General features: G+C 43.7%; 12 protein-coding genes. 10 read left to right on the top strand and 2 right to left on the bottom strand.

Translation table 11 applies throughout. From position 1 onward, the window contains the following. Nucleotides 1-338: 338 nt before the first annotated feature. Nucleotides 339-1,493 carry a hypothetical protein gene (locus H524_RS0109500; protein WP_156907597.1) on the top strand — a complete coding sequence of 385 codons (1,155 nt, stop codon included), beginning with the start codon at nucleotides 339-341 and terminating at the stop codon, nucleotides 1,491-1,493. Nucleotides 1,494-1,652: 159 nt separating this feature from the next. Here the strand turns inward: H524_RS0109500 and H524_RS15240 are convergent, their stop codons facing one another. Together H524_RS15240 and rpsT are read right to left on the bottom strand one after the other, a co-directional pair. After that, the gene (locus H524_RS15240; RefSeq protein WP_044121954.1) at nucleotides 1,653-3,161 is read right to left on the bottom strand and encodes a sulfatase-like hydrolase/transferase; all 1,509 of its coding nucleotides are present in this window, start codon (nucleotides 3,159-3,161) and stop codon (nucleotides 1,653-1,655) included. A gap of 569 nt (nucleotides 3,162-3,730) precedes the next feature. After that, a complete protein-coding gene (rpsT, locus tag H524_RS0109490) occupies nucleotides 3,731-3,994 on the bottom strand; it encodes a 30S ribosomal protein S20 (protein WP_027940053.1) in 264 nt (87 codons plus the stop codon). Nucleotides 3,995-4,958: 964 nt separating this feature from the next. Here rpsT and H524_RS0109485 point away from each other — a divergent pair. The 9 genes from H524_RS0109485 (at nucleotide 4,959) to H524_RS17880 (ending at nucleotide 21,776) form a co-directional block, all read left to right on the top strand. Further along, nucleotides 4,959-6,410 carry a tetratricopeptide repeat protein gene (locus tag H524_RS0109485; protein ID WP_169726144.1) on the top strand — a complete coding sequence of 484 codons (1,452 nt, stop codon included), beginning with the start codon at nucleotides 4,959-4,961 and terminating at the stop codon, nucleotides 6,408-6,410. 1,069 nt (nucleotides 6,411-7,479) lie between these two features. Beyond that, entirely contained in the window at nucleotides 7,480-8,412 is a 933-nt protein-coding gene (ribF, locus tag H524_RS0109480; protein ID WP_027940051.1) for a bifunctional riboflavin kinase/FAD synthetase, read from the top strand. A 248-nt stretch (nucleotides 8,413-8,660) separates the two neighbouring features. Further along, nucleotides 8,661-11,498, top strand: coding sequence for an isoleucine--tRNA ligase (gene ileS, locus H524_RS0109475; protein WP_027940050.1), 2,838 nt, complete (start codon nucleotides 8,661-8,663; stop codon nucleotides 11,496-11,498). A 199-nt stretch (nucleotides 11,499-11,697) separates the two neighbouring features. Further along, complete coding sequence (gene lspA, locus H524_RS0109470; RefSeq protein WP_245580461.1) at nucleotides 11,698-12,234, top strand: signal peptidase II; 537 nt, start codon at nucleotides 11,698-11,700, stop codon at nucleotides 12,232-12,234. A gap of 489 nt (nucleotides 12,235-12,723) precedes the next feature. Continuing rightward, complete coding sequence (gene ispH, locus H524_RS0109465; RefSeq protein WP_027940048.1) at nucleotides 12,724-13,665, top strand: 4-hydroxy-3-methylbut-2-enyl diphosphate reductase; 942 nt, start codon at nucleotides 12,724-12,726, stop codon at nucleotides 13,663-13,665. 503 nt (nucleotides 13,666-14,168) lie between these two features. Next, nucleotides 14,169-15,761, top strand: coding sequence for a peptide chain release factor 3 (gene prfC / locus H524_RS0109460; RefSeq protein ID WP_027940047.1), 1,593 nt, complete (start codon nucleotides 14,169-14,171; stop codon nucleotides 15,759-15,761). Between the two features lie 1,196 nt (nucleotides 15,762-16,957). After that, the gene (locus H524_RS16680) at nucleotides 16,958-19,708 is read left to right on the top strand and encodes a response regulator (RefSeq protein WP_084281742.1); all 2,751 of its coding nucleotides are present in this window, start codon (nucleotides 16,958-16,960) and stop codon (nucleotides 19,706-19,708) included. Between the two features lie 127 nt (nucleotides 19,709-19,835). Then, entirely contained in the window at nucleotides 19,836-20,711 is an 876-nt protein-coding gene (locus H524_RS0109450; RefSeq protein ID WP_027940046.1) for a TatD family hydrolase, read from the top strand. Nucleotides 20,712-20,951: 240 nt separating this feature from the next. Beyond that, nucleotides 20,952-21,776 (top strand): flagellin N-terminal helical domain-containing protein, encoded by an 825-nt coding sequence (locus H524_RS17880; protein WP_052339029.1) that lies wholly within the window; start codon nucleotides 20,952-20,954, stop codon nucleotides 21,774-21,776. Nucleotides 21,777-21,823 lie beyond the last annotated feature (47 nt).

Below are 21,823 nucleotides of genomic sequence, written 5' to 3'. Positions count from 1 at the left end.
CTTTTTTGTACAGTTGTTAAATTTTGTCCAAAACTAGAAAAAGCGCTACATATGGGCTTAATGAGCGCGTGTTTGTGATTAAAACTAGCGATCTTGATCGTTTTTGTCAGTTGGCCTTTTAAGATCTCATTAGCATATTGTTATGGTTTGACGAAGATAAAAGCTGTGAGGATTGTCTAAAGTAGAGTATGCAAGATCGAGTAGGCTTTTGACCAATCAAAGGCTCGTGGTAATATGGATAAATACGTCCGCTGTTGCTAGCTTAGAGCACCTTTTCTTTGTGGATAAAAAGGATGCATCATTGCGGATGACATTAAGATTCAGGCAGGGAAGGATTAATGATGGCTAATGGAGCAAAGCTCGTCTCTTTAAGCGCTATTGTCAGCATGGCATTAATGAGTGCATGTACCTCTAATGAAGGTTTAAACTCACAGAGCGCAGTTAATGATCCTGCTAATAAGGTTATTGAAAGCCGCCTGATGAGCGACTACGAGGTCATTAAGACTGTCTCTTCTCAAATTGACCGTAATAATATTTACGACAATAGCATGCAGCCAGTTAACAAGACTGAAAAGTGCTTAATTCCATTCATGGTTGCTGATGCTGCTGACTCGCGTATGTACTGGGATGGAAAGTGCTCTAATGGCCATGCAGTAGGTTTAGGCCGTGCGGTACGTACTATTGCTGATAAGAAAGTAGCTGAGTACCTTATTGAGATTGACGAGAAGAACCCAGATACCTTACATACTTACCTGCGTTATGACGCTGGCCGTTTTGATAGTGAAATCGGTTATAGCGTTCTGACCTTAAAAGATAATAAGTTCACTGGCTTTAGCGCCACTATGGGCTATAACGACCAAGACTGGCTTGATGGTACCTACGAGTTTACTTATCGCTATGAAGATACTGCAAACTTCGTCTCATACACTAAGATCACCGATCTGCTATCAGGTGAGTATTCATCCATTATCGCTTATCCAAACTTCAGCCATGACTTACTCAATGCCTCGGATAATGTGTTAAGCAGCATTTCTAAGACATATCGTTTGCTCGAAGGCCGCACCATGATTGGCTTATCCTACATTTGGCTCAAAGATGGCCGTTTGTTAATGAAGGATAACGCTACTGGTAGCGATAGTATCTTAACTGAGCATCCTGCTGAGCTTGAGACTATGGTCAATGAGATTCAAGATAAGGTTGCAGCTCAAACTGATATTGTTTCTAAGGAAGTTGAGAAAGGCTTTGCCAAGGTAGAAGAGTATTCTTCAAAGCAGTGCAAGCGTCCAAATGCTTTCTTCAAAGGTGATGAGGTGAATGTTGTTTGTGACTATCTTTTCAACCTTAATGCCGCCTATGATCAGTTAGTTGAGGCTAAAGAAGTTCGCTCTCATGAAATTGATTCTTTCCGTGACAGCCAGAACCAGCGCCTGCAAAAGCTTAATGACTACCTTAAGAACTTCAAGAAATTAGGTTCTCCAGAGGATAAGAACTAATTTAGCGATCTCTCTTGTATGTGAGTAGCTCATAAGCTAGTTAAGTCTTATCTGCTTTAGATCCTACTCAAACAAAAACGCCCCATTGACCTAAGTCTCTGGGGCGTTTTGTATTTGGGGGTAAGCCATAATTAAATGCCAGGCTTACCCTTAATATCTTTAAACGAGCTTAACGGTAGGAACTGTACCGCTAGTGTCGCCGTAGTGGTTGGAGATAAAGTCATCAATAGTAACCTTAACTCCTTCTTCTTTTTCGATCATATCGACTAAGCGCTTGCGCAGATCCATCTTGATGTCGGTATAGCAGATGTCTCTAATGAGGTTGTTAATCTCATACTCATCATTGTAGTTGTCGTGCATGAAGTCATCACGGTATCTATCAGCCTGGCAAGTCTCGATACCAGAGAGATCATCGGATGAAACCTCGTAGACAAATTGCTTAGTACGGATGCCACGAGCTACACGGCTTTGAGTGATGTAGTAGTACAGAGCCTCGCTCTCATCAATTTCTTTATCATCTAAAGAAAGGAGGTTCTGACCATAAAGATCTTCAGCATCAATACCAGCAACGGTTAGCATGGTCTTGCTTAGAGATAAGGTAGAGACTAAGTGGTCTACTACTTTGCTATCTTTAATAGCACCACCAGCAATAACTAATGGTACCTGTGAGCTATCGGCATGGATTGAGGAGGCGTAATCATCCTCACCCTTGCAACGCTTGTCTAAATTACGGCCGCCAAAGTGATTACCAGTAGCTGCAGTAAAGACGATAACTGTGTTATCCCACTCACCTGAGGCTTTGAGCTTTTCTACTAAACGACCTAGGTTATTATCAATGCTATTGCACTGAGCTAAGTGGTTCATGTAATCAGAACGGAAAGAACCAGCGTAAACTTGAATGGTGATAGGTACAGAGCAACGTACAAAGTTAACGCGCTTATCCTCATCAGGAGCAACGACAGTCTTAACGAGCTCATCTTCATTAGGAGCAGTGCCGTTTTGCTTAGCTAACTTTCTTTCAGCTTCTTTAGCTGCCTTTTGCTCATCGGTAAGCTTATCTTCTTCACGTGCCTCAAGCACAGAGCGCTTGATCATGGAGATGCATGGCTCGCCGTATGATAAAGTCATGAAGAAAGGCTTGGAGCTATCACGCTTATCTAAGAACTCTAAAGCAAAGTCTGTAAGCTTATCAGAGCGCCAACCGTTAAACTCAACCTTATTGTTGTTCTCATCAAAAACGTGGCCTGCAAAAAGCTCTGAGGTAGCGTTAAGGTCATCAGATGCACGCCAGAAGCCATTGAAGCCACCACGCTTATCAGCTGGAACTGCTTCGCCCTTGGTGCCGCCTAAGCCCCAGTGACCGATAAAAGAGGTCTCATAACCAGCATCGGCAAAGCTATTAGCAATGGTCTTGCAGTCGCTTGCAAGAGCTTGTCCCTTGCAAAACACCTTGTTTTCTACAGGAGTACGGCCAGTCATAACTGCTGCTTTGAATGCTGCAAGAGCAGGGGCAGTGTTAAAAGCGTGATTAAACTTAATACCTTGTGCAGCTAGCTCATCTAAAACCGGAGTAACTGGAAGCTTTTGGCCATAGCAGCCGCAAGTATCAAGGCGTTGCTGGCCGCTGAGACAGAAGATGATGTTTGGTCGGTTAGTCTGAGTTGACATGCTGTATTCCTTTCAGATCTTAGTGCATAACTCTATAAGCAATAAAAGTCAGAGCTTATCGCTAATGCGCACCCCCAAGACGTCTGTATATGGGCTGATGTCTTGGGGGTGAGTATGAGCAAAAAGCCGACGCGCCGCAATTACTGCAATTTACTTGCCTAGTATGGCTTAGCAATCAATATCATACAGACAAAGTTACACTTTTGCACATAGATACGTACAAATGCAGAGCACGACAAGACTTTTATCTTGAGCTGGCGCTATTTACATCTTTGTTTAAGTGGCATGCTTGAGGTCAATTGCACTTGTTGACTATGACTAACTGGCACAATTTCTTTGAATGTGGTGGGTTCTAGCGATTAGCTAATATGGGATTTGAGGCTGGAAAGTAGGTATTGAGGCTATAAGAGCTCTATGGTTTTGGGTGGAGGGATATTTTTAGCACGATAAGATTGGAAGGGTCTTTTGCAAGATGGCCAGATATAAAAACATGGCCATCGAGACTTTTTAAAGCATAAAAAAACCCTGCTAAATAGCAGGGCTTTTTTAAAGAGTCGAAAGCTATTAGATTAACCTAAAGCCTTGATCTTCTGAGCAAGATCGCTCTTATGACGAGCAGCCTTGTTCTTGTGGATTAAACCCTTGCAAGCTGCACGATCTAATACTGGCTCAACTTCCTTGAAAGCTGCAACTGCTGCTTCTTTGTTGTTAGCGGCAACAGCGTTTAAAACCTTCTTTACTAAGGTACGCATCTTGGAACGAGCAGCAACATTACGCTGACGTGACTTCTCGGTTAACTCAACGCGCTTCTTTGCGGACTTAATGTTAGGCACAAATAGCTCCTGGAATTTATAAAGTACTTTAAAATGTAGAGCCACGGCTGCCATATGAACAAATGCCGGTGGCACTAAACGCGCTATTATACCAAAGCGAAGAGGAAATTGCATATTTTTGTGTGCGAGATCCCGATTTTTTGAAAAGTAAGCAAAATCTTTGCGTTTTTAGGAGCTGCAATTTGTGCTCTAAAGCCTTATTTTATCGGGAGTTTTGAGTAGATTTGGAGTAATGGGAAATTTCGCTATAGCTGAAGTATTGATCTTGTCATAGGACTTTCGAGTGTGACTTTTAATAGCTTTTTGACCATAACTTAAAGCTCTCGATTGCCTTTCTAGATATCGCTACAGGGATTTTTCTTGAGCATCAAAGCATCATCATATTTTGGGGTGAGATGATGCGGCAAAGTGGCATGCGTGTGTTTTGTGTGGGCGGTGCTTAGCTCAATGCTATGTGGGGAGTAACTTAGTTGTTGCCTTGCCTTTTATGAGTAAATCTTAGAGCAAAGTCTTATATGATTAGATTGTTATATGCCTTTGCTTATCATGGAATGTAGAAGCTTTACTCTGAGTTTGATCGCTTTAAATCTTATCTTGATAACATTTTGACTATTTTCATGGCACACATCTATTGCTATGAGTGCTAGGATTAGCAACCTAAGTATCTTCTATGGAAGCTAATGAACAAGTCTGCTCGGCTTATGACTCTCTAATGGACTAGCTTGAGTTTTGTCTTAAAAGCATTAGTGTCTATAGTAGTTATTAGTCCCGTGTACACTGGGTTTACAGATGCGGCGCAAAATTTGCTGTAGATGCGTTCATGCATTTCGATAGTATCAGGAGAGTCCAATTGGCTAATCAGTTTAGTAAGCGTTTAATGCAGTTACTGCTAGGCTCATGTGTACTGAGTGCGTCGGTGTTTACAGTTGCATGTAACAGCGTCTCACCAGTCACTGGCAAAACAATGACTGATCAAGAGCAGGCTGCCTATGAGGCTGAGATCGAGCGCGTAAATACTCTCAAGATTAATTGTCGTAAAGAAGACGGTAAGAGCTGTAATGTTATGGCTACCGATGTTCTTGCTGACTACGAAAAGAGCCATAATTTCGACGATCTTAAGAGTGCTATCTTACTTGCAACTAAAGCTTGTTATACAGATAAGCGTTATTGCTTAACTAAAGGCGATCTCTTCTACCGTGCTTACAAAGATGGCCATAGCATTGATAGCTTCTTACCAGGCCGTTACATTCGTGAAGAGATGTCTGAGGCTTACAAGATGGCTACTGACAGTGGCGATCTTGCGATTGCTGCAGATGCTTATTACAAGCTTGGCTTAGTGAATACTGACTTTGGTCGTGTCAAAGAGGCAAAGCAAAACTTTGACATGAGCTGTAAGCTTGGCAATTCTTCATACTGCTTAAAGGGTGCAACTAAGTTAGCATCCTCCACCTCAAAGGATTCAGATGATGGCAAGGCTTTAATTGAAAGTACCAATGATACTTTCAAGAAAGCTTGCGATCTTAACAATGTAGACGCATGTATTTCTTTAGCATCTCGTTTAGATGAGCAAAAGAAGCCTGCTGAGGCAGAAGCTGCACTGCAGAAGGCTTGCTCTTTAAAGGATAAGAGTGCTTGTGAGAAATTAGCCGTACGCTACACCAAGCAAGGCAAAAAGGCTGAAGCTCGAGATGCATATAAGCAGTCATGTGATTTAGGCAACGTTAACAGCTGCTATGTGCTCTCTCGTGCCGAGATTCGTTTAGGCGAGATTGATAAGGCTGCTCCTTTAGTACAAAAGACCTGTGATTCTGGGGATGCAAATGCTTGTTACATTAGCGGAAGCCTCTATCAGGTTAAGGCCAACTCACAGCAGACTATAGCCTCATTAACTAAGGCATGTGCTGCAAATAATGCCGATGCATGCTATGCACTGGCTATTTCAGAGTCATCTGATCGCTCTGGCATGATGTCTAAGGCATGTAGCTTAGGCAATAAGAATGCTTGCGATGCTTTAGCATCTACCTTCGTACAGTCAAATGCTGATGCAGTAGGCGCTTATAGCAGATCTTGTGATGCAGGCAATAAGGATGCTTGCGTTCAGTCAGGTTTATCCTTAGCTGCAACTGGCGATATTAACGGTGCTAACAGCATGCTTTCAAAGGCTTGTGATCTTAAGTCAGCCGTAGCTTGCGAAATGCTGGCCGTTTCTAGCATGCGCTCCGGTCACTATGATGCTGCAGTAAAGTCTGATACTCGTGCTTGCTCATTAAACTCAGCTAATGCCTGCAACCGTTTAGGTCTTTTCTATACCGATGGCATTGGTGTTAAGAAGAACCTGAACACAGCATTAACTTACTTCAACAAGGCATGTAAGCTTGGCAACAAGGGTGCTTGCTACATTGTTAATGGTAAGTAGAACTAAGCAATTACAGTATTAGTTTCAAAGCCATATCACTTGGCTTTGCTAATTACGAATAAAAAAAGCCAGACCGGTTTAGCCAGTCTGGTTTTTTTTTTCGCCCAAACAAAATGATTACTGAGCCAACGACGATGGGTGGATTACCTCTGCCCATGCCATTTGCTATCCTCATAAAATGTGCAAATAGAGGGGTATTAATGGCGTTCATGGTCGTGCTGAACACTTTTGAGGCGCTATGCCGTGTGGCCTGAACGTCACGGGGTAGGGGTAGATATTAGCCGTTATGCCTGTGTGGCCTGAACGTCACGGGGTAGGGGTAGATATTAGCCGCTATGTCGCGTGGCCTGAAAGGAATAGGGCATGGATGGGCGGCTATTGCGTACAGGGGTTGGCTTTTGTGAATAATTTAGGTAGGTAGCTGTAAGCTTGTGGTGCAAATGACCATGATTTTTAAGCGAAAGTATGCGATTTTGCACTAACTTAGTGCTCATCGGGTGTATGATAAGCGACTGTCACCTAATCGCTTATATAATCAGTCATCAAGACTTTGTACTAGTTCAATCAACGCTCTCCATTTAGGCCATTGCTTAGCACAATATAGGGCTATGTAGCTTGATTGAGGCTTGCAAACTCAATAATATTAAGCATTCGGTGTTTTGATAGCAGTAAGTTCACTTTGGTGCATCAACCTAAACGTGAAATTTGTTGCTGTTGTTATGGTGTGTTTAACATAGAGCATGCTCATGTTTAAGCACTTTAAGCCGTAGCTCGTGACCAAGCTCAAGCTTTGGAGTCTAGATACATTAAATGTCTTTAGATCGCGAGCATTGCTTGCTATTGTGCTTTCCTTGCAATATGGAGTGGCCCATAGCAATGCAAAAACAACTGCCCTTAGACAGATCTAAAGTATGTAGCAACCTGTAAAAGGTACTTATGATTTAGATTCTGCTGCGCTATTTAAGTAACGCTAATCTTAGTTGGTCTAATGATTTACTTAAGTGCGTTAGGTAGTTTGCTTAACTAGATGTTGTTTGTAAGCTTGGATAAGGCTTAATAGGAAAGGATCATGCGTCTTTATCGTTGGTTGTCTGATTATCATGGCTCCGAAAGAGGAATTGCGCTAGCTATTGGCAATTTCGACGGCTTTCATATGGGCCATCAGGCCGTTATTGAACGCATGAAGCAAAAGGCCAAAGAACATAATCTTGAGACTGCAGTGATGATCTTTGAACCGCAGCCAATGGAGTTCTTTGGTAAAGAAGTGCCAGCTCGACTGTTCTCAGTACGTGATAAATTGCGTATGTTTCGTGCTGTCGGCATTGAAAACGTGTTCTGCATGAACTTCACTTACAAATTTGCAGACATGGATGATAAGCAGTTCACCTCAATGCTCTTTGATAAAATTGGCGTTAAGAGTGTTACTGTAGGATCGGACTTTAACTTTGGTCGTAGAGGTGCATATAACTTAGACGACCTAAAGCGTTGTGCTCAAGAGGCTGGCGTTGAATGCTCAGCTATCGAGAAAGTGGAGAATGATGGCAAACGCATCTCTTCAACCTTGCTGCGCTCTTTAGTTAAAGATGGCGACTTCTCAACTGTAACTAAGTATATGGGGCATGAGTACTCCATTGCAGGTCGTGTAGTTCACGGTAATGCAATTGGTCGTACCATAGGCTTTCCTACAGCAAACATCAATCTCAACCGCCGTGTATGCCCGCTTAAGGGTGTATATGCCGTCAAGATTACTCTTGAGGGTGCGGTTTACGATGGTGTGGCGAATGTAGGTTACCGCCCAACTATTTCAACACCGACACTTAATACTCTGCTTGAGGTTCATATCATCAACTTTACTGGCGATATCTACGGTAAAGAGATCGAAGTTACTTTTAAATACAAGATCCGCGATGAGATGAAGTTTGAGAGCTTAGATGCTTTAGTTCAACAGATTAGTGCCGACAAAGAGCGTGCACTGACACTTTTAAGCCGCAAAGATACTTAACAGTATGGTTAAAGGTGATGAAGGCAAGCAAGAAAGCATTTTTTGAACTTTTGTATCCTCACTTTTAATTTAAGGCTTTATTGAGCGTAAGCTAGGTAGAGTACAGAGATTTTTTAGAACGCTTTGATCTTGAGTTACGGTTGTGAGTCAGCCTTTGTCCACTTAGTAAAAGTGAACAAAGGCTGGGGTCATACCCATAAGATTCAAAGTTTTTATGTTAATCGTTATTACAATTTAGGATGCTTCCAATGGCAGATTACAAGTCCACTTTAAATCTTCCTGAGACCGCATTCCCGATGCGTGGCGACTTAGCCAAGCGTGAGCCTCAGATGCTCAAGAACTGGGAAGAGCAGGATCTGTATAACAAGATTCGTAAGTCACGTGAGAACTGCGACACTTTCATTCTCCACGACGGCCCTCCATATGCCAACGGTAATATCCACATTGGCCACGCGATTAACAAGACTTTAAAAGACATTATTATTAAGGCCAAGACTCTTTCTGGCTTTGACTCACCTTATGTGCCTGGATGGGACTGCCACGGCCTGCCTATTGAGTTAAAGGTAGAAGGCGAAGTTGGCAAGCCAGGCGAAAAGATCGACGCAGCTCAGTTCCGTGAGGAGTGCCGTAAGTACGCTCATCGCCAAATCGACGCTCAAAAGAAAGACTTCAAGCGTTTAGGTATCTTTGGTGATTGGGACAATCCATACCTCACCATGAACTTCGATACCGAAGCTAACATTATCCGTGCTCTGGGTAAGGTTATTGAAAATGGTCACTTCATCTTAGGTTACAAGCCAGTTTACTGGTGTATGGACTGTCAGTCTGCTTTAGCTGAGGCTGAGGTTGAATACTACGACGTAACCTCTGATGCCATCTTCGTGCGCTTCTTAGCTGAGGATAAGGATGCCGTCTTAAAGGCATTTGGTACCGACGCTGGTGAAGGCGACGTAAGCTGCGTAATTTGGACCACCACTCCATGGACCTTACCTGCAAACCGCGCTATCTGCTTAAACGAGGGTCTTGAGTACTCCTTAGTTCAGGTTAAGGGCGAAAAGGCTGGTCGTTACATCATCGCTAGCGAGTTAGTTGAAGGTGTGATGAAGACCATCGGTATTGGCGAGGATGACTACTCTGTATTAGCCGTTTGCGCTGGTGCAGCATTAGAGAACCTGCGTTTCCACCACCCATTCTATGAGCTCACTGTTCCAGTAGTTTTAGGTAACCACGTTACCTTAGAGGCTGGTACTGGCTGCGTTCACACCGCTGGTGGCCACGGTCTTGACGACTACTATGTTTGCATGAAGTACAACCTTGAGATCTTCAACCCAGTAGGTCCAGATGGTTGCTTCCTGCCAAATACCCCTCTGTTTGCCGGCCTGAACGTATTCAAGGCTAACCCAGAGGTTATCAAGGTATTAGTTGAAAAGGGTGCTTTATTAAAGGCTGAGAAGATCACCCACAGCTACCCACACTGCTGGCGTCACAAGACCCCAGTTATCTTCCGTGCTACTCAGCAGTGGTTCATTACCATGGACGGTAATGGTCTGCGTAAGCGTGCACTTGAGGAGATCAAGGGTGTTCGTTGGATTCCTGCATGGGGCCAAAACCGTATTGAGGCAATGGTTACACAGCGTACTGACTGGTGTATTTCACGTCAGCGTACCTGGGGTATGCCATGTGCCGTGTTAGTTAACAAGGAAACTGGCAAGATCCACCCAAGAACTTCTGAGATCATCGAGAAGGTTGCTAAGGAAGTTGAAAAGAAGGGTATTCAGGCTTGGTGGGATCTTAAGGTTGAAGACTTAATTCCTGCTGAAGAGGCTTCTTTATACTACAAGGATCCAAACACCTTAGACGTATGGTTTGACTCTGGCTCAACCCACTTCTCAGTTACCGATCAGCGTCCTGAGTTCCGTGGCAAGACTGCCGATCTCTACCTTGAAGGTTCAGATCAGCACCGTGGCTGGTTCATGTCCTCCTTAATGCTTTCTGTAGCCATGAAGGATAAGGCTCCATACCGTCAGGTTCTTACCCACGGCTTTACCGTGGATGAGAAGGGCCGCAAGATGTCCAAGTCCTTAGGTAACGTTATTGCTCCTCAGGAAATCTGGGACAAGATGGGTGCTGACGTGCTTCGTCTGTGGGTTGCTACTAACGATTACACTGGTGATATCGCTGTTTCTCAGGAAATCTTCAAGCGCTCATCCGATGCTTACCGTCGTATCCGTAACACCATCCGCTTCTTACTGGCAAACTTAAATGGTTTCGATCCAGAGCAGCACATGGTTAAGTTTGAGGACATGGTTGAGCTCGATAAGTGGGCCGTTTCCTTAGCTAAGAAGACCCAGGATAGCATCATTGCTGACTACGACAATTACGATTTCCACCTCGTAATCAAGTCATTAATGAAGTTCTGCTCTATTGAGCTTGGTTCTTTCTACCTCGACATCATTAAGGATCGTCAGTACACCGCTAAGACTGACTCTTTAGCACGTCGTTCATGCCAGAGCGCTCTGTACCTCATCGCTCAGTGCTTAGTACGTTGGATTTCTCCAATCCTTTCTTTCACCGCTCAAGAGGCTTGGGAAGCACTGCCTGGCAAGCATGACGAGTACGTCTTTACTGCCACTTGGTTTGAAGATGAGAACTTAAAGACCTTAGATGAGTCTTCTAAGTTCAACTCAGCATACTGGGAGCGTATCTTAGCTCTGCGTGACGAAGTTAACCGCGCCATCGAGAAGGTTCGTAACGAAGGTGTCGTTGGTGGTTCTTTAGAGGCTGAAGTTAAGATCTACGCTAAGGGCCAGGCTGCTGAAGACCTTAAGGCCTTAGGTGAAGAGTTACGCTTTGTGCTCATTACCTCCAAGGTAACCGTAGTTGAAGAGGATGCTCCAGAGGGTGCATTCAGTGCTGATGTTAACTCACAGAAGGTTGCATTCGTGGTTACTAAGTCAGGTGCTGCTAAGTGTGAGCGTTGCTGGCACTATGAGGAAGGTGTTGGTTCTAATGCCGAGCACCCAACCCTCTGCCCACGCTGCATTGAGAACATCCTGCGCTTTGGTGAGAAGCGTCTGTTCGCTTAATTACAATATAGCTAAACAAGCAGCTTAACCTCATGTTTTGCTGCCGCGTTTAGAGGAGGCTTGACCTCAAAAGGGAGGCCACACTTAAGAATGATTCTTTAGTGTGGCCTCTTTTTTTGCTGTTTGCTATCATGGCAGCCATTCATTAGTAATTAAGCTAGTGAGACCTTATTAACTTTCTGTATAGCGAAGCATAGTTGTGTCAAAACATTCTCAGGCGATCTTCTCTAATCGAAGAGCGCGTAATGGTTCTGTATTCTTATTACTCAGTGTTGTAGTGATCATCCTCGATCAGATCACTAAGTATCTAACTGTAGAGAACATCGCATATAACACCCGTGGTATTGAGATCCTGCCGTTTTTTAATCTCGTGCATGTCTATAACTACGGTGCAGCCTTTAGCATGTTTGCCTCTTGGGGTGGCGCACAGCGCTACTTCCTCTCTGGCATTGCCATTGTGATGACCTTAGTGTTCTTAGTCGTGCTCCTACGCACTAAAGCAACTGCTAAGTGGCATTGCGTATCCTATGCTCTGTTTATTGGTGGCGCGATTGGTAATCTTATCGACCGTCTCATGCATGGCTACGTTATCGATTTTTTACTTTTCTATCTGCAAGATAGCGATGGCAATATCACTTGGGCATATCCAGCTTTCAACGTAGCTGACATCGCCGTAGTCTGTGGTGCTGTATTGATGGTAATTCTGGCGATCTTTACTAAAGAGCCCAAAAAATAGTCACCAACGCTAAAGCAGCAAAGCGATATTCAGCAACGCTAAAGCAGCAAAACGATATTTTGCAATGCTAAAGCAGCAAAGCGATATTCAGCAATGCTAAAGCAGCAAAGCGATATTTAACAACGCTAAGCACTCTCGTCACGCTAACTTATCGCTAGCGACATACGAGCAAGAAATAAAGAGGCTAGGTTTAACACCTGGCCTTTTTTTATTGTTGCCACCAAGCCTTTTGAAGACGCATAAATTTAGCCAATTAAGACATGCTGCTAGCAAAATTGAAAACACCTTATTTGAGGTGCACGTATTTATTTTTATGACACTATCTTTCATATAGAGCGCTTAACTCTTTACTTAAGAGGCTCATTGTTTTAGCCTTTTATGGCTACTTTTAGAGAGCAGCTAAAAGTTTATCTGGTAGCCATTGTCATCACAGGTCTGCGCTGCTGATTTTGGCATTAGCAGACTTGCTTGTAACGTTAGGGGTTTTTTGTGAGCTTTAAGATTTTACTGGCTAGAACACGCGGTTTCTGTGCAGGTGTTGAGCGTGCTATCAATGTGGTTAACAAGGCACTTGAAAAGTACGGTACTCAAAAGGTTTATGTGCTGCATGAAGTAGTACATAACAAGCACGTCGTAGCAGATTTAGCATCGCGTGGTGCTCACTTTGTCGATCACCTCTCTGAGATCCCAAATCCTGAAGATAAGGTTGTGATCTTCTCTGCTCACGGTGTGGGTATTAAGACTGTCAATGCCGCTGAGGCATTAAAGCTCGTAGTGATTGATGCTACTTGCCCATTAGTAAATCGTGTACATTTCAAGGTTGCCAAGGCCGCTGAGCAGGATAAGGAAGTTATTATCATTGGTCACGACGGTCACCAAGAAGTGCTTGGAACCGTTGGTCAGTACCAGGGCGATGATAGTAAGGTGCATGTGATCTTGACACCTGATGATGTCTCTAAGCTCAAGTTATCATCTGACAAGGCTGTATTTGCCACTCAGACTACCTTATCTATCGATGAGACTGCTTTAACTGTAACTGCGCTTAAAGAGAAGTTCCCATTTATTGAAGGACCAAAGCGCGACGACACCTGCTTTGCTACTCAGCATCGCCAGGCCGCAGTTAAGACCTTAGCTGAGAAGTGCGATTTAGTAATCGTGGCTGGCTCTGAAAACAGCTCCAACTCCAAGCGTCTGAGCGAAGTTGCTCTTAGCATGGGCGTACGATCTTTCTTAATTGATGATTGCTCCAACATTACCGACGAAATGATCGCTGGTGCAACTCGCATTGGTATTACTGCAGGTGCTTCTGTACCTGAGCATATTGTTACTGAGATCATCGCCTTCTTAAAGAGCAAGGGTGGCGAGGATGAAGTTGAGCTCGTGGGTGATGAGCAAATCCACCGCGTGTTCCCGCTTCCAGACGGCATCTAATGGATTTGAACACTTGATACAGCATCAGACTAGCACTGCATCAAGTTACTTTTACTCGTCTGAAACAAGGCCATCATTGATGGCCTTTTTTAACTCTATCATTGCTAGACAATTTCCCACGCACTATCGTATGCGACTCAAGCGATCAAGTGCGGCGCGAGAGGTCGTGTGTGCCACGAGCGAGCGTATGCGCACTCACTTAAGAGGCTTAGCATGAGTGCTAATGTCAAGGTCTCCAAATTCACGTTCGCTTGGCAATGCCATGCAGCTGCGTTTCATCGTATGAATGTAGCAAGCTAGCAGATGAATATAGGTATTGAGTGGGGATAGGCGCTCATTTGTGGCATATCTTTGCGCTTTACAGTACAATAAGTGGCTTTTTACGGTGCCTTTGGGTACCACGGATTTTAATCATTCACTTAGTTATGGGATGTTATAAGGCTCTTGGCGCTAGCTGCCATTCCTTGTTCCTGTAGGCTTAGAGTGAAGAGACGGTTTGGGCTATGGCTGACAAAAACTTTTTGCAAGAGGTCTCTAAGAGACGTACTTTTGCCATTATTTCCCACCCGGATGCGGGTAAAACAACCATTACTGAGAAGGTGCTCTTATTCGGTAGCGTAATTCAGCGTGCCGGTGAAGTTAAGGGTCGTGGCTCAACAGGTTCGTTTGCCAAGTCAGACTGGATGGCCATGGAAAAAGAGCGTGGCATCTCCGTCTCCACTTCCGTAATGCAGTTCCCATACAACGGCTGTATTGTTAACCTCTTAGATACACCAGGCCACGAAGACTTCTCTGAAGATACTTATCGTGTGCTTACTGCAGTTGACTCCTGCTTAATGGTGATCGACGCAGCTAAGGGTGTTGAGGATCGTACTCGTAAGCTTATGGAAGTTACCCGTCTGCGCGATACTCCGATCTTAACCTTCATGAACAAGCTCGATCGTGAGACTCGTAATCCATTAGAGCTTTTAGATGAAGTTGAGTCTGAGCTTAAGATCCTGTGCGCACCAGTTACTTGGCCTATTGGTTCTGGTAAGTCATTTAAGGGTATTTACCACATCCTGCGTGATGAGGTTATTCTCTATCAATCAGGTCAGGGCTTCCACATTCAAGAGCGTCGTACTATCAAGGGCATTGATAATCCTGAGGTCGATGCTGCAGTGGGTGAGGATTTCGCTAAAGAACTGCGTGAGAGCATGGAGCTTATCTCCATGGCCTCAAATAGCTTTGATTTAGAGGCTTTCTTAGCAGGTGAACTCACTCCTGTATTCTTCGGTACTGCTTTAGGTAACTTCGGTGTTGATTGCATGCTCGACGGTTTAACCGAGTGGGCTCCAACTCCACTGTCACGCAAGGCAGATAGCCGTGAGGTTAAGGCTCAAGAAGAGAAACTGTCAGGCTTTATCTTTAAGATTCAGGCCAATATGGATCCTAAGCACCGTGACCGTATTGCGTTCATGCGCTTAGTATCTGGTGAGTATCGCAAGGGCATGAAGATGCGTCATGTACGTATCGGTCGTGATGTGCAGATCTCTGATGCTGTTACCTTCCTTGCTGGTGAGCGTGATATTGCCTCTGAGGCTGTTGCTGGTGACATTATCGGTATTCATAACCACGGTACTATTCAGATTGGCGATACCTTTACTGAGGGTGAAGAGCTTCACTTTAGCGGTATTCCAAACTTTGCTCCTGAACTGTTTAGACGTATTCGTCTGCGCGATCCGCTCAAGCAAAAGCAGCTTTTAAAGGGCTTAGTACAGTTATCTGAGGAAGGTGCCGTACAGGTATTCCGTCCACTCATTAACAACGACCTCATTGTAGGCGCTGTCGGTGTACTGCAGTTTGACGTGGTGGTATCTCGTCTTAAGAATGAGTACAACGTTGATGCTGGCTATGAGAACGTAGCTGTTACTACCGCTCGCTGGATTAGCTCTGATGACAATAAGGCCTTAGAAGAGTTCAAAGATAAGGTTCCAACCTACTTAGCATTAGACGGTGGTGATAACCTCACTTACCTTGCTACATCAGGTGTTAACCTCAATCTTGCGATGGAGCGTTATCCAAAGATTCGCTTTGCCGCAACTCGCGAGCACTAATACAAAGGACTTAACCTAGGGGCGTCACTCGAAAAGGACTTAACCTAGGGGCGTCACTCAAAAAAAGAGCTTAATCTACTAGCGTCACTCGAAAAGGACTTAACCTACAGGCGTCACTCGAAAAAGGACTTAACCTACGAGCGCCACTCAGATATGGACTCAAATTATGAGGCCTCATTAAGATAATGAACGTAGTGGCGCTTAGTAGAAGACTTTTTGACGCTCTGATATATCAGGCTTTAGTGAAATAAGTTCCAACAGACAGAACTATTTTGGTGCATAACTCTAGACTATGTTTGTAATCTAGATTTTCTGTAAATTAAGTTGGCAGAATTTATTTTTTGGTATATCTAGCTGTCAAAGCACATGCAATATCAAAATGGCTATTTGCGTATGTAAGTTTTGATGTCTTCGATAACTCTAGATGCCATATTTACCCCGTTTGCCTGTATCTAGGCAACGGGGTTTTTGTTTTTTAAGTCTTAGCAAAACGCCATAATCAAGATAAGTATCTTATTGCTGATGTGCCATTATACGAAAGCTGTCAACATTTACGTTTGAGTAAAGTGCTACAATCGATCTTAGTTTTATATAAAAACTACATTAAGTTTGTTATCGATTACATCAGTTGTTACAAGTAACCATGACACCATCATTTTTTGTAGCAGTTGGTGGGCTTAATATGCACGTCGCTTTGAGTCTAATTTCAAGCTGACATATTAGTGATGAGCTAGAGCAAGGTTAGCTCAGGCACTGCCCCTGGCACTTAACACCGGGTGATTTTGAGCACAACAGCTTAAATGTGCATGCTTTGCTGCATAGAGATTGCATTTAGTTTTCATAGTGCAAAGTTACTGTACTCAGCAAGTCTAAACGCCATTGTGTGGGCTTGTATAAACCACGCGCTTAGATATATGAGTACTGTAACCATTGCTCAGTGCCACAGTATGCACGCTGCAGCTTCTGCTTGTTAGAACGATTTTGTAGTCGCATTGATTTATAAGTTAAAGGTAGTAGATTGCTCTTGAGCAGCTACTCATAGTTTTCTCTTCTCAAGATACTGAGATCGGTTAAGGAATGCTGTTAGTAGCATTTGCAACGTTGGTTTCATTTCTTAACAGTTTGGATCTTGTCGGCAAGACTTGTTGTTGGCCTACATCAAGTCAGAGAGCGTCAGCACAGATTAAGGTTTTACTATGAAAAGCCGAGTCGTAAAGATATTCATGGTGCGATTTTTCATCGTACTAGTGACTTTATTTTATCTGTATGCAGGATATCTCTATCAGACTATTGAGTCTCGAAAGAACATTGCCCGTACAACTGCTTCTGAGGCCATGCAGCAGTTTGAGATGATTCTTGACGGTCTTATTGAAAAGACCAATATGATCGAAAGCTACATTCACTATCTTGGTGATGATCAGATGCGCATCATGTTCAAGGATCATGAGCCATATACCTTCTACAAAGAGTTCAACATGCTCTCTGCCATGTTGTACGACTCTGCAGCGATCAAAGCTTTTCAAATTGCGCCAAATGGCGTCGTTACTTTTTGCTACCCAATAGACGGTAATGAGGAAGTAATCGGCTATGACATTTTGCATGATGAGGCCTTAGGCGATGGACCACAGCTATCCGTTAGTGCTGGCCTTTTGGATATTGATGGCCCAGTTGCGTTAAGACAAGGTGGCACCGGTCTTATCGTGCGTAATCCTGTCTTCTATAAAAACGGTGAGTTCTGGGGCTTTGCCACCATTGTGCTGTCTTTACCTGATGTTATTGAACCTTTTGGCTTTAATGATCTTGCACGTAAAGGCTATCAGTTTATTTTGGAGGTGGAGTCTGATAAGCGCCATGAGGTAATTGCTGACAATATCGATAAAGATAAGCTAGATGATGCCGTCGAAGTAACTAAAATGATTGCTGGACGTAAGGCAACTTTACGTCTTGCTCCAGATAGCAGCTGGTTTGTCCTATCTAAAGCTTGGTACCAAATTGCTTTCTTCTTGGTGCTCTCTTTATTTATTTCTTATCTGTTAACCCGTAACAAGGTTTCCTCATTGCGCATTGTTGAGGCTTTAGAGAACGAGAAGAATCTAAGAAAGATCACCGCACAAGCTTACCATGAGGCAGAGCAAGCTAATACAGCTAAATCAGACTTCTTAAGTGCCATGAGTCATGATTTGCGTACTCCAATGAACGCGATCGTGGGTCTGTGTATTTTGCTTGAGCGCGAGGCTAATAATCCGCAAAAAGTACTAGATTATGTACGTAAGCTTAAAGGCTCATCGCATCATTTACTTGGCCTTATCAATGACATCTTAGATATGTCAAAAATTGAAAGCGGTAAGGTCGCTTTAAATGTACGTGAGTTCTCGATCGCTACTTTAATTGACAACATTAATAATATTGTTAGACCTCAAGCTAATGATCGCGAGCAAGTCTTTGAGATCTTTGTCGAGGGCATTGAGCATGAGTTCCTCATTGCCGATGATCTACGCTTAAATCAGATTATTTTAAATCTCTTATCTAACGCCATTAAGTACACTCATAATGGTGGCCGTATCTCGCTTAAGGTAACTGAGCATAAGATGCGTTCTCCATCCATTGCCATGTTCGAGTTTGAAATTACCGATAATGGTATGGGTATGTCTCAAGAGTTCTTAAAGCATGTCTTTGAGCCTTTCGTGCGATCTAAGGATGTTCAGGGAACTGCAATTCAAGGTACAGGATTGGGTATGGCAATTACCCACAATCTCATCAAGTTGATGGGCGGTACCGTTGAGATTCACTCAGCTGTTGGTGAGGGTACGAGAGTTAATGTCCGACTGCCAATGAAGGTTAGAATCGAAGCATTACATGACTCGATCTTCTTTAAGCAGCTGGGCATTCAAAATATCCTTTTAATCGATGATGATGCCGATGCTGGCTCCTCAGTCACAACCATTATGGCTGAGGCTGGTGTAAAGGTCGTTCATGCTTTTAATGAACAAGAAGCCTTTGAAAAACTCAAAGCAGCCAAAGCCAAAGGCGAGGATATTAACCTCATTCTGCTCGATTTAAAGCTAGGAGAGCAAAATGGCATTGATGTAGCTAAGGCTCTTAAAGACAGTGAGTTTAGCGACATCTTAGTCATTTTACTTACTGCATTTGATTACGATGATGTAGAGCTTGATGCTATTGAAAATGGCGTGGCGGGATTCATCCGTAAGCCATTGTTCTTAAGCAACTTAAAGCCAACACTTGAGAGTATCTACGGTCATAAGAGTTCCGATAGCTCGAGCGAGTGCGAGTGTTGTTTTAAGGGCTTACATATACTTGCAGCTGAGGATAATGAGCTCAACTCAGAGATCTTGATAGATATTCTAAGCATGCAGGGTGCAACTTGCGACGTATGCGTCAATGGTAAGGAGATCGCCGAAAAGTTTGAGACCACTAATCCTGGTGATTACGATCTCATCTTAATGGATGTGCAAATGCCTGTGCTCAATGGCCTTGAAGCAACAAAGTTAATCCGTGCCTCAAGCCGGCCACATGCTAAGACCATTCCAATCATCGCCATGACTGCCAACGCATTCTCTGATGATATCAAGGCATCCATTGATGCAGGTATGAACTACCACATCTCTAAGCCAATCGATATTAAGGTGCTTGAACAGACCATTCGCAAGCTTAATCTACGTCCTCGCGCTGCCGCTTCAGCACCAAATGCTAACGCAGCAGCCGTTGCAACAGCAGACACAAATGCATCAACCGTCGCTGTCGCAGCAGATGCCAATGCCGCTGCTGCGTCCGGTGATGCCGCAGTCAATGCGTCTGCCGCTGCCAGCGCACAAGCAGTATCACTAGATGCAGAGTCTGTTGCTGCTGCTGCAGAAAATGTTGTAACTCCAAGCAATGCTACTGAAGGTGAAGCTACTTCAGGCGCAGACAATCAGGGCGCTAAGTAGATAGGCCCATTCTATCTTTATGCTTATGTAGAGCAAGGGCACGTTCCTAGCTCTATGTAAGTCCATCCTGTTAAGCCACAGTGCAGCCATCGCAGTTGTACAGTGGAATCAATCTAGTCGTACTTTAATGTCACAACGCTGTTTCAATAAGCAAGATACGCATTGCCATCTGCTCTTAGGTCTTAAAGAACTTGATCTTAGTGCTCATTCACGTCTAAAGTGCGCACAAGAAGCTATTGATGCAGCAGCTCAAGATCAAAACTTGCCTCAAGTGCTCAGCACAGATGAACTTGCTAGCGATGCTATTTCAAGGCGAATTAACTCCTTTCTTAAGAGCGATATAGATTGCTTTTATTGCTTTAGTACTTGTTATAAAGATGCCAAAGCCTGTTATGAGGTGCTTGAATACTATAGTGAGAAAATAGAAACAGCCAATAAAACCATCTATTTAGGCCTAGGGCTGCATCCTTTTAACGTAAGCTCTGAGTACATGATTGAGCTTAATGCATTAGAGATCTTAATTGAGCGTATCCAAAATCATAGGCCAGATATAATGCCAGTGCTTGGCGAGGTAGGCCTTGATAAACGTATTGAAGTGCCATTGCAGCTGCAGCTTAAATTCCTTAAGGACTTTATTGCCAAGACTCAAGACTACAAAAAGCCGTACTCTTTTCATTGTGTGCGGGCGCAAAATGAATTAGATGCTTTGATCTCAAGCTTTGGTAAAGACGCTCTTGAGGTCATTATTCATGGCTTTAATGGCTCTTATGGGGCAGCCATGTCATGCCTTAACAAAGGCTATAAACTTGGTCTAGGCAGTAGTCTGTTAGCCGGGCAAAACGCATCTAAATTTGCCAAGATCATTAAGGATGCTCACATAGAAGGCCTACAAAACACGCATCTGCTATTAGAGTCAGACTTTGATGGCAGCAAGACTCAAGATTACGATGCCACCCTCCTAACTAAGATTGAGCACCAACTACAAAGCCTAACTAATATCTAAGATCGAGCTCTTAGTACAAAGTCTAATGGGTAATTAAGTTGCCACTCTTAGCTTCACTCACAGTATGAACCATGACAAAGCTCATGCTTCAGTCTAAGCAACATCAAGGCTCATACTCTATGTTCTGCTTATGCAGCGTCGGCATAAGGATTGCACGTTAAACTTCGCTGTTAATTGCCTTAAATAAGGCGTTAGTACCTAAGATAGTCTCTAGATAAGTGCTTGAGATAGGAGAGAGAAATGGCCTTATATGTGAATACCAATGTGAGCTCGCTTAATGCACAGCGCAAGCTCGCTAATGCTACTCTGGCGCTTAATACCTCTTTCCAGCGACTCTCCTCAGGTCTTCGTATCAACAGTGCTAAGGACGATGCTGCTGGTCTGCAGATCGCCAATCGTCTCACATCCCAAATCAATGGACTTATACAAGGCAACCGTAACGCTAATGACGGTATTGCTCTATGTCAGACTATTGAAGGAGCATTAGACGAAACCACCAACATGATGCAGCGTATCCGTACTCTTGCGGTACAGGCTGCTAACGGTACTAACACAGCAAAAGATCGTCAGGCTCTCCAAGAAGAAGTTAAGTCCCTGTCTCACGAAATCACCCGTATTGCCCAAAAGACTACCTTTGCAGGCGCATCCGTGCTCGATGGCGGTACTGCTCCTAATAACCTCATGCGTCAAGTTGCCGGTACTCAAGGTAATAATGCTAAATATGAGTACTTCTTTCAGGTAGGCGCGAACGCCAACGATGAGCTCACCTTAGAGTGCGGTGCTTTTACCATGCCTGGTATCATGGCGATGGTTAACGCAGGTAGAGCGCAGAATGATCAGATGAAAATTGGCAATACTGAGGTTGATGCAGGTAAAAATGACCATTTTGGTTTAGCAAAAAGTGCTGCTAATGCCGCTGTATCAACTGCATATTGGGTGGTATCTACTCCATCAGCTGCGCAGAATACCTTAAAGTTTATTGATGAGTTTATTGCAGCAGTTGATTCTAAGCGAGCAGCGCTTGGTGCTTTGCAAAACCATAGCTGCGACATCTTAGCTGCTTAAAATAACCCGAATAGTGTAATATTTTTATACGTATTATAACTTCTATC

This window comes from Anaerobiospirillum succiniciproducens DSM 6400 (genome assembly GCF_000482845.1).
Classification (GTDB): domain Bacteria; phylum Pseudomonadota; class Gammaproteobacteria; order Enterobacterales; family Succinivibrionaceae; genus Anaerobiospirillum; species Anaerobiospirillum succiniciproducens.
Note: the sequence above shows the minus strand (reverse complement) of the source record. Positions and strands in the feature narration are given on the sequence as shown.

Coding starts and splice junctions, on each gene's coding strand:
- H524_RS0109500 (WP_156907597.1), top strand. CDS start 339: ATGATGGCTAATGGAGCAAAGCTCGTCTCTTTAAGCGCTATTGTCAGC.
- H524_RS15240 (WP_044121954.1), bottom strand. CDS start 3,161: ATGTCAACTCAGACTAACCGACCAAACATCATCTTCTGTCTCAGCGGC.
- H524_RS0109485 (WP_169726144.1), top strand. CDS start 4,959: ATGACTGATCAAGAGCAGGCTGCCTATGAGGCTGAGATCGAGCGCGTA.
- ribF (WP_027940051.1), top strand. CDS start 7,480: ATGCGTCTTTATCGTTGGTTGTCTGATTATCATGGCTCCGAAAGAGGA.
- ileS (WP_027940050.1), top strand. CDS start 8,661: ATGGCAGATTACAAGTCCACTTTAAATCTTCCTGAGACCGCATTCCCG.
- prfC (WP_027940047.1), top strand. CDS start 14,169: ATGGCTGACAAAAACTTTTTGCAAGAGGTCTCTAAGAGACGTACTTTT.
- H524_RS16680 (WP_084281742.1), top strand. CDS start 16,958: ATGAAAAGCCGAGTCGTAAAGATATTCATGGTGCGATTTTTCATCGTA.
- H524_RS0109450 (WP_027940046.1), top strand. CDS start 19,836: ATGTCACAACGCTGTTTCAATAAGCAAGATACGCATTGCCATCTGCTC.
- H524_RS17880 (WP_052339029.1), top strand. CDS start 20,952: ATGGCCTTATATGTGAATACCAATGTGAGCTCGCTTAATGCACAGCGC.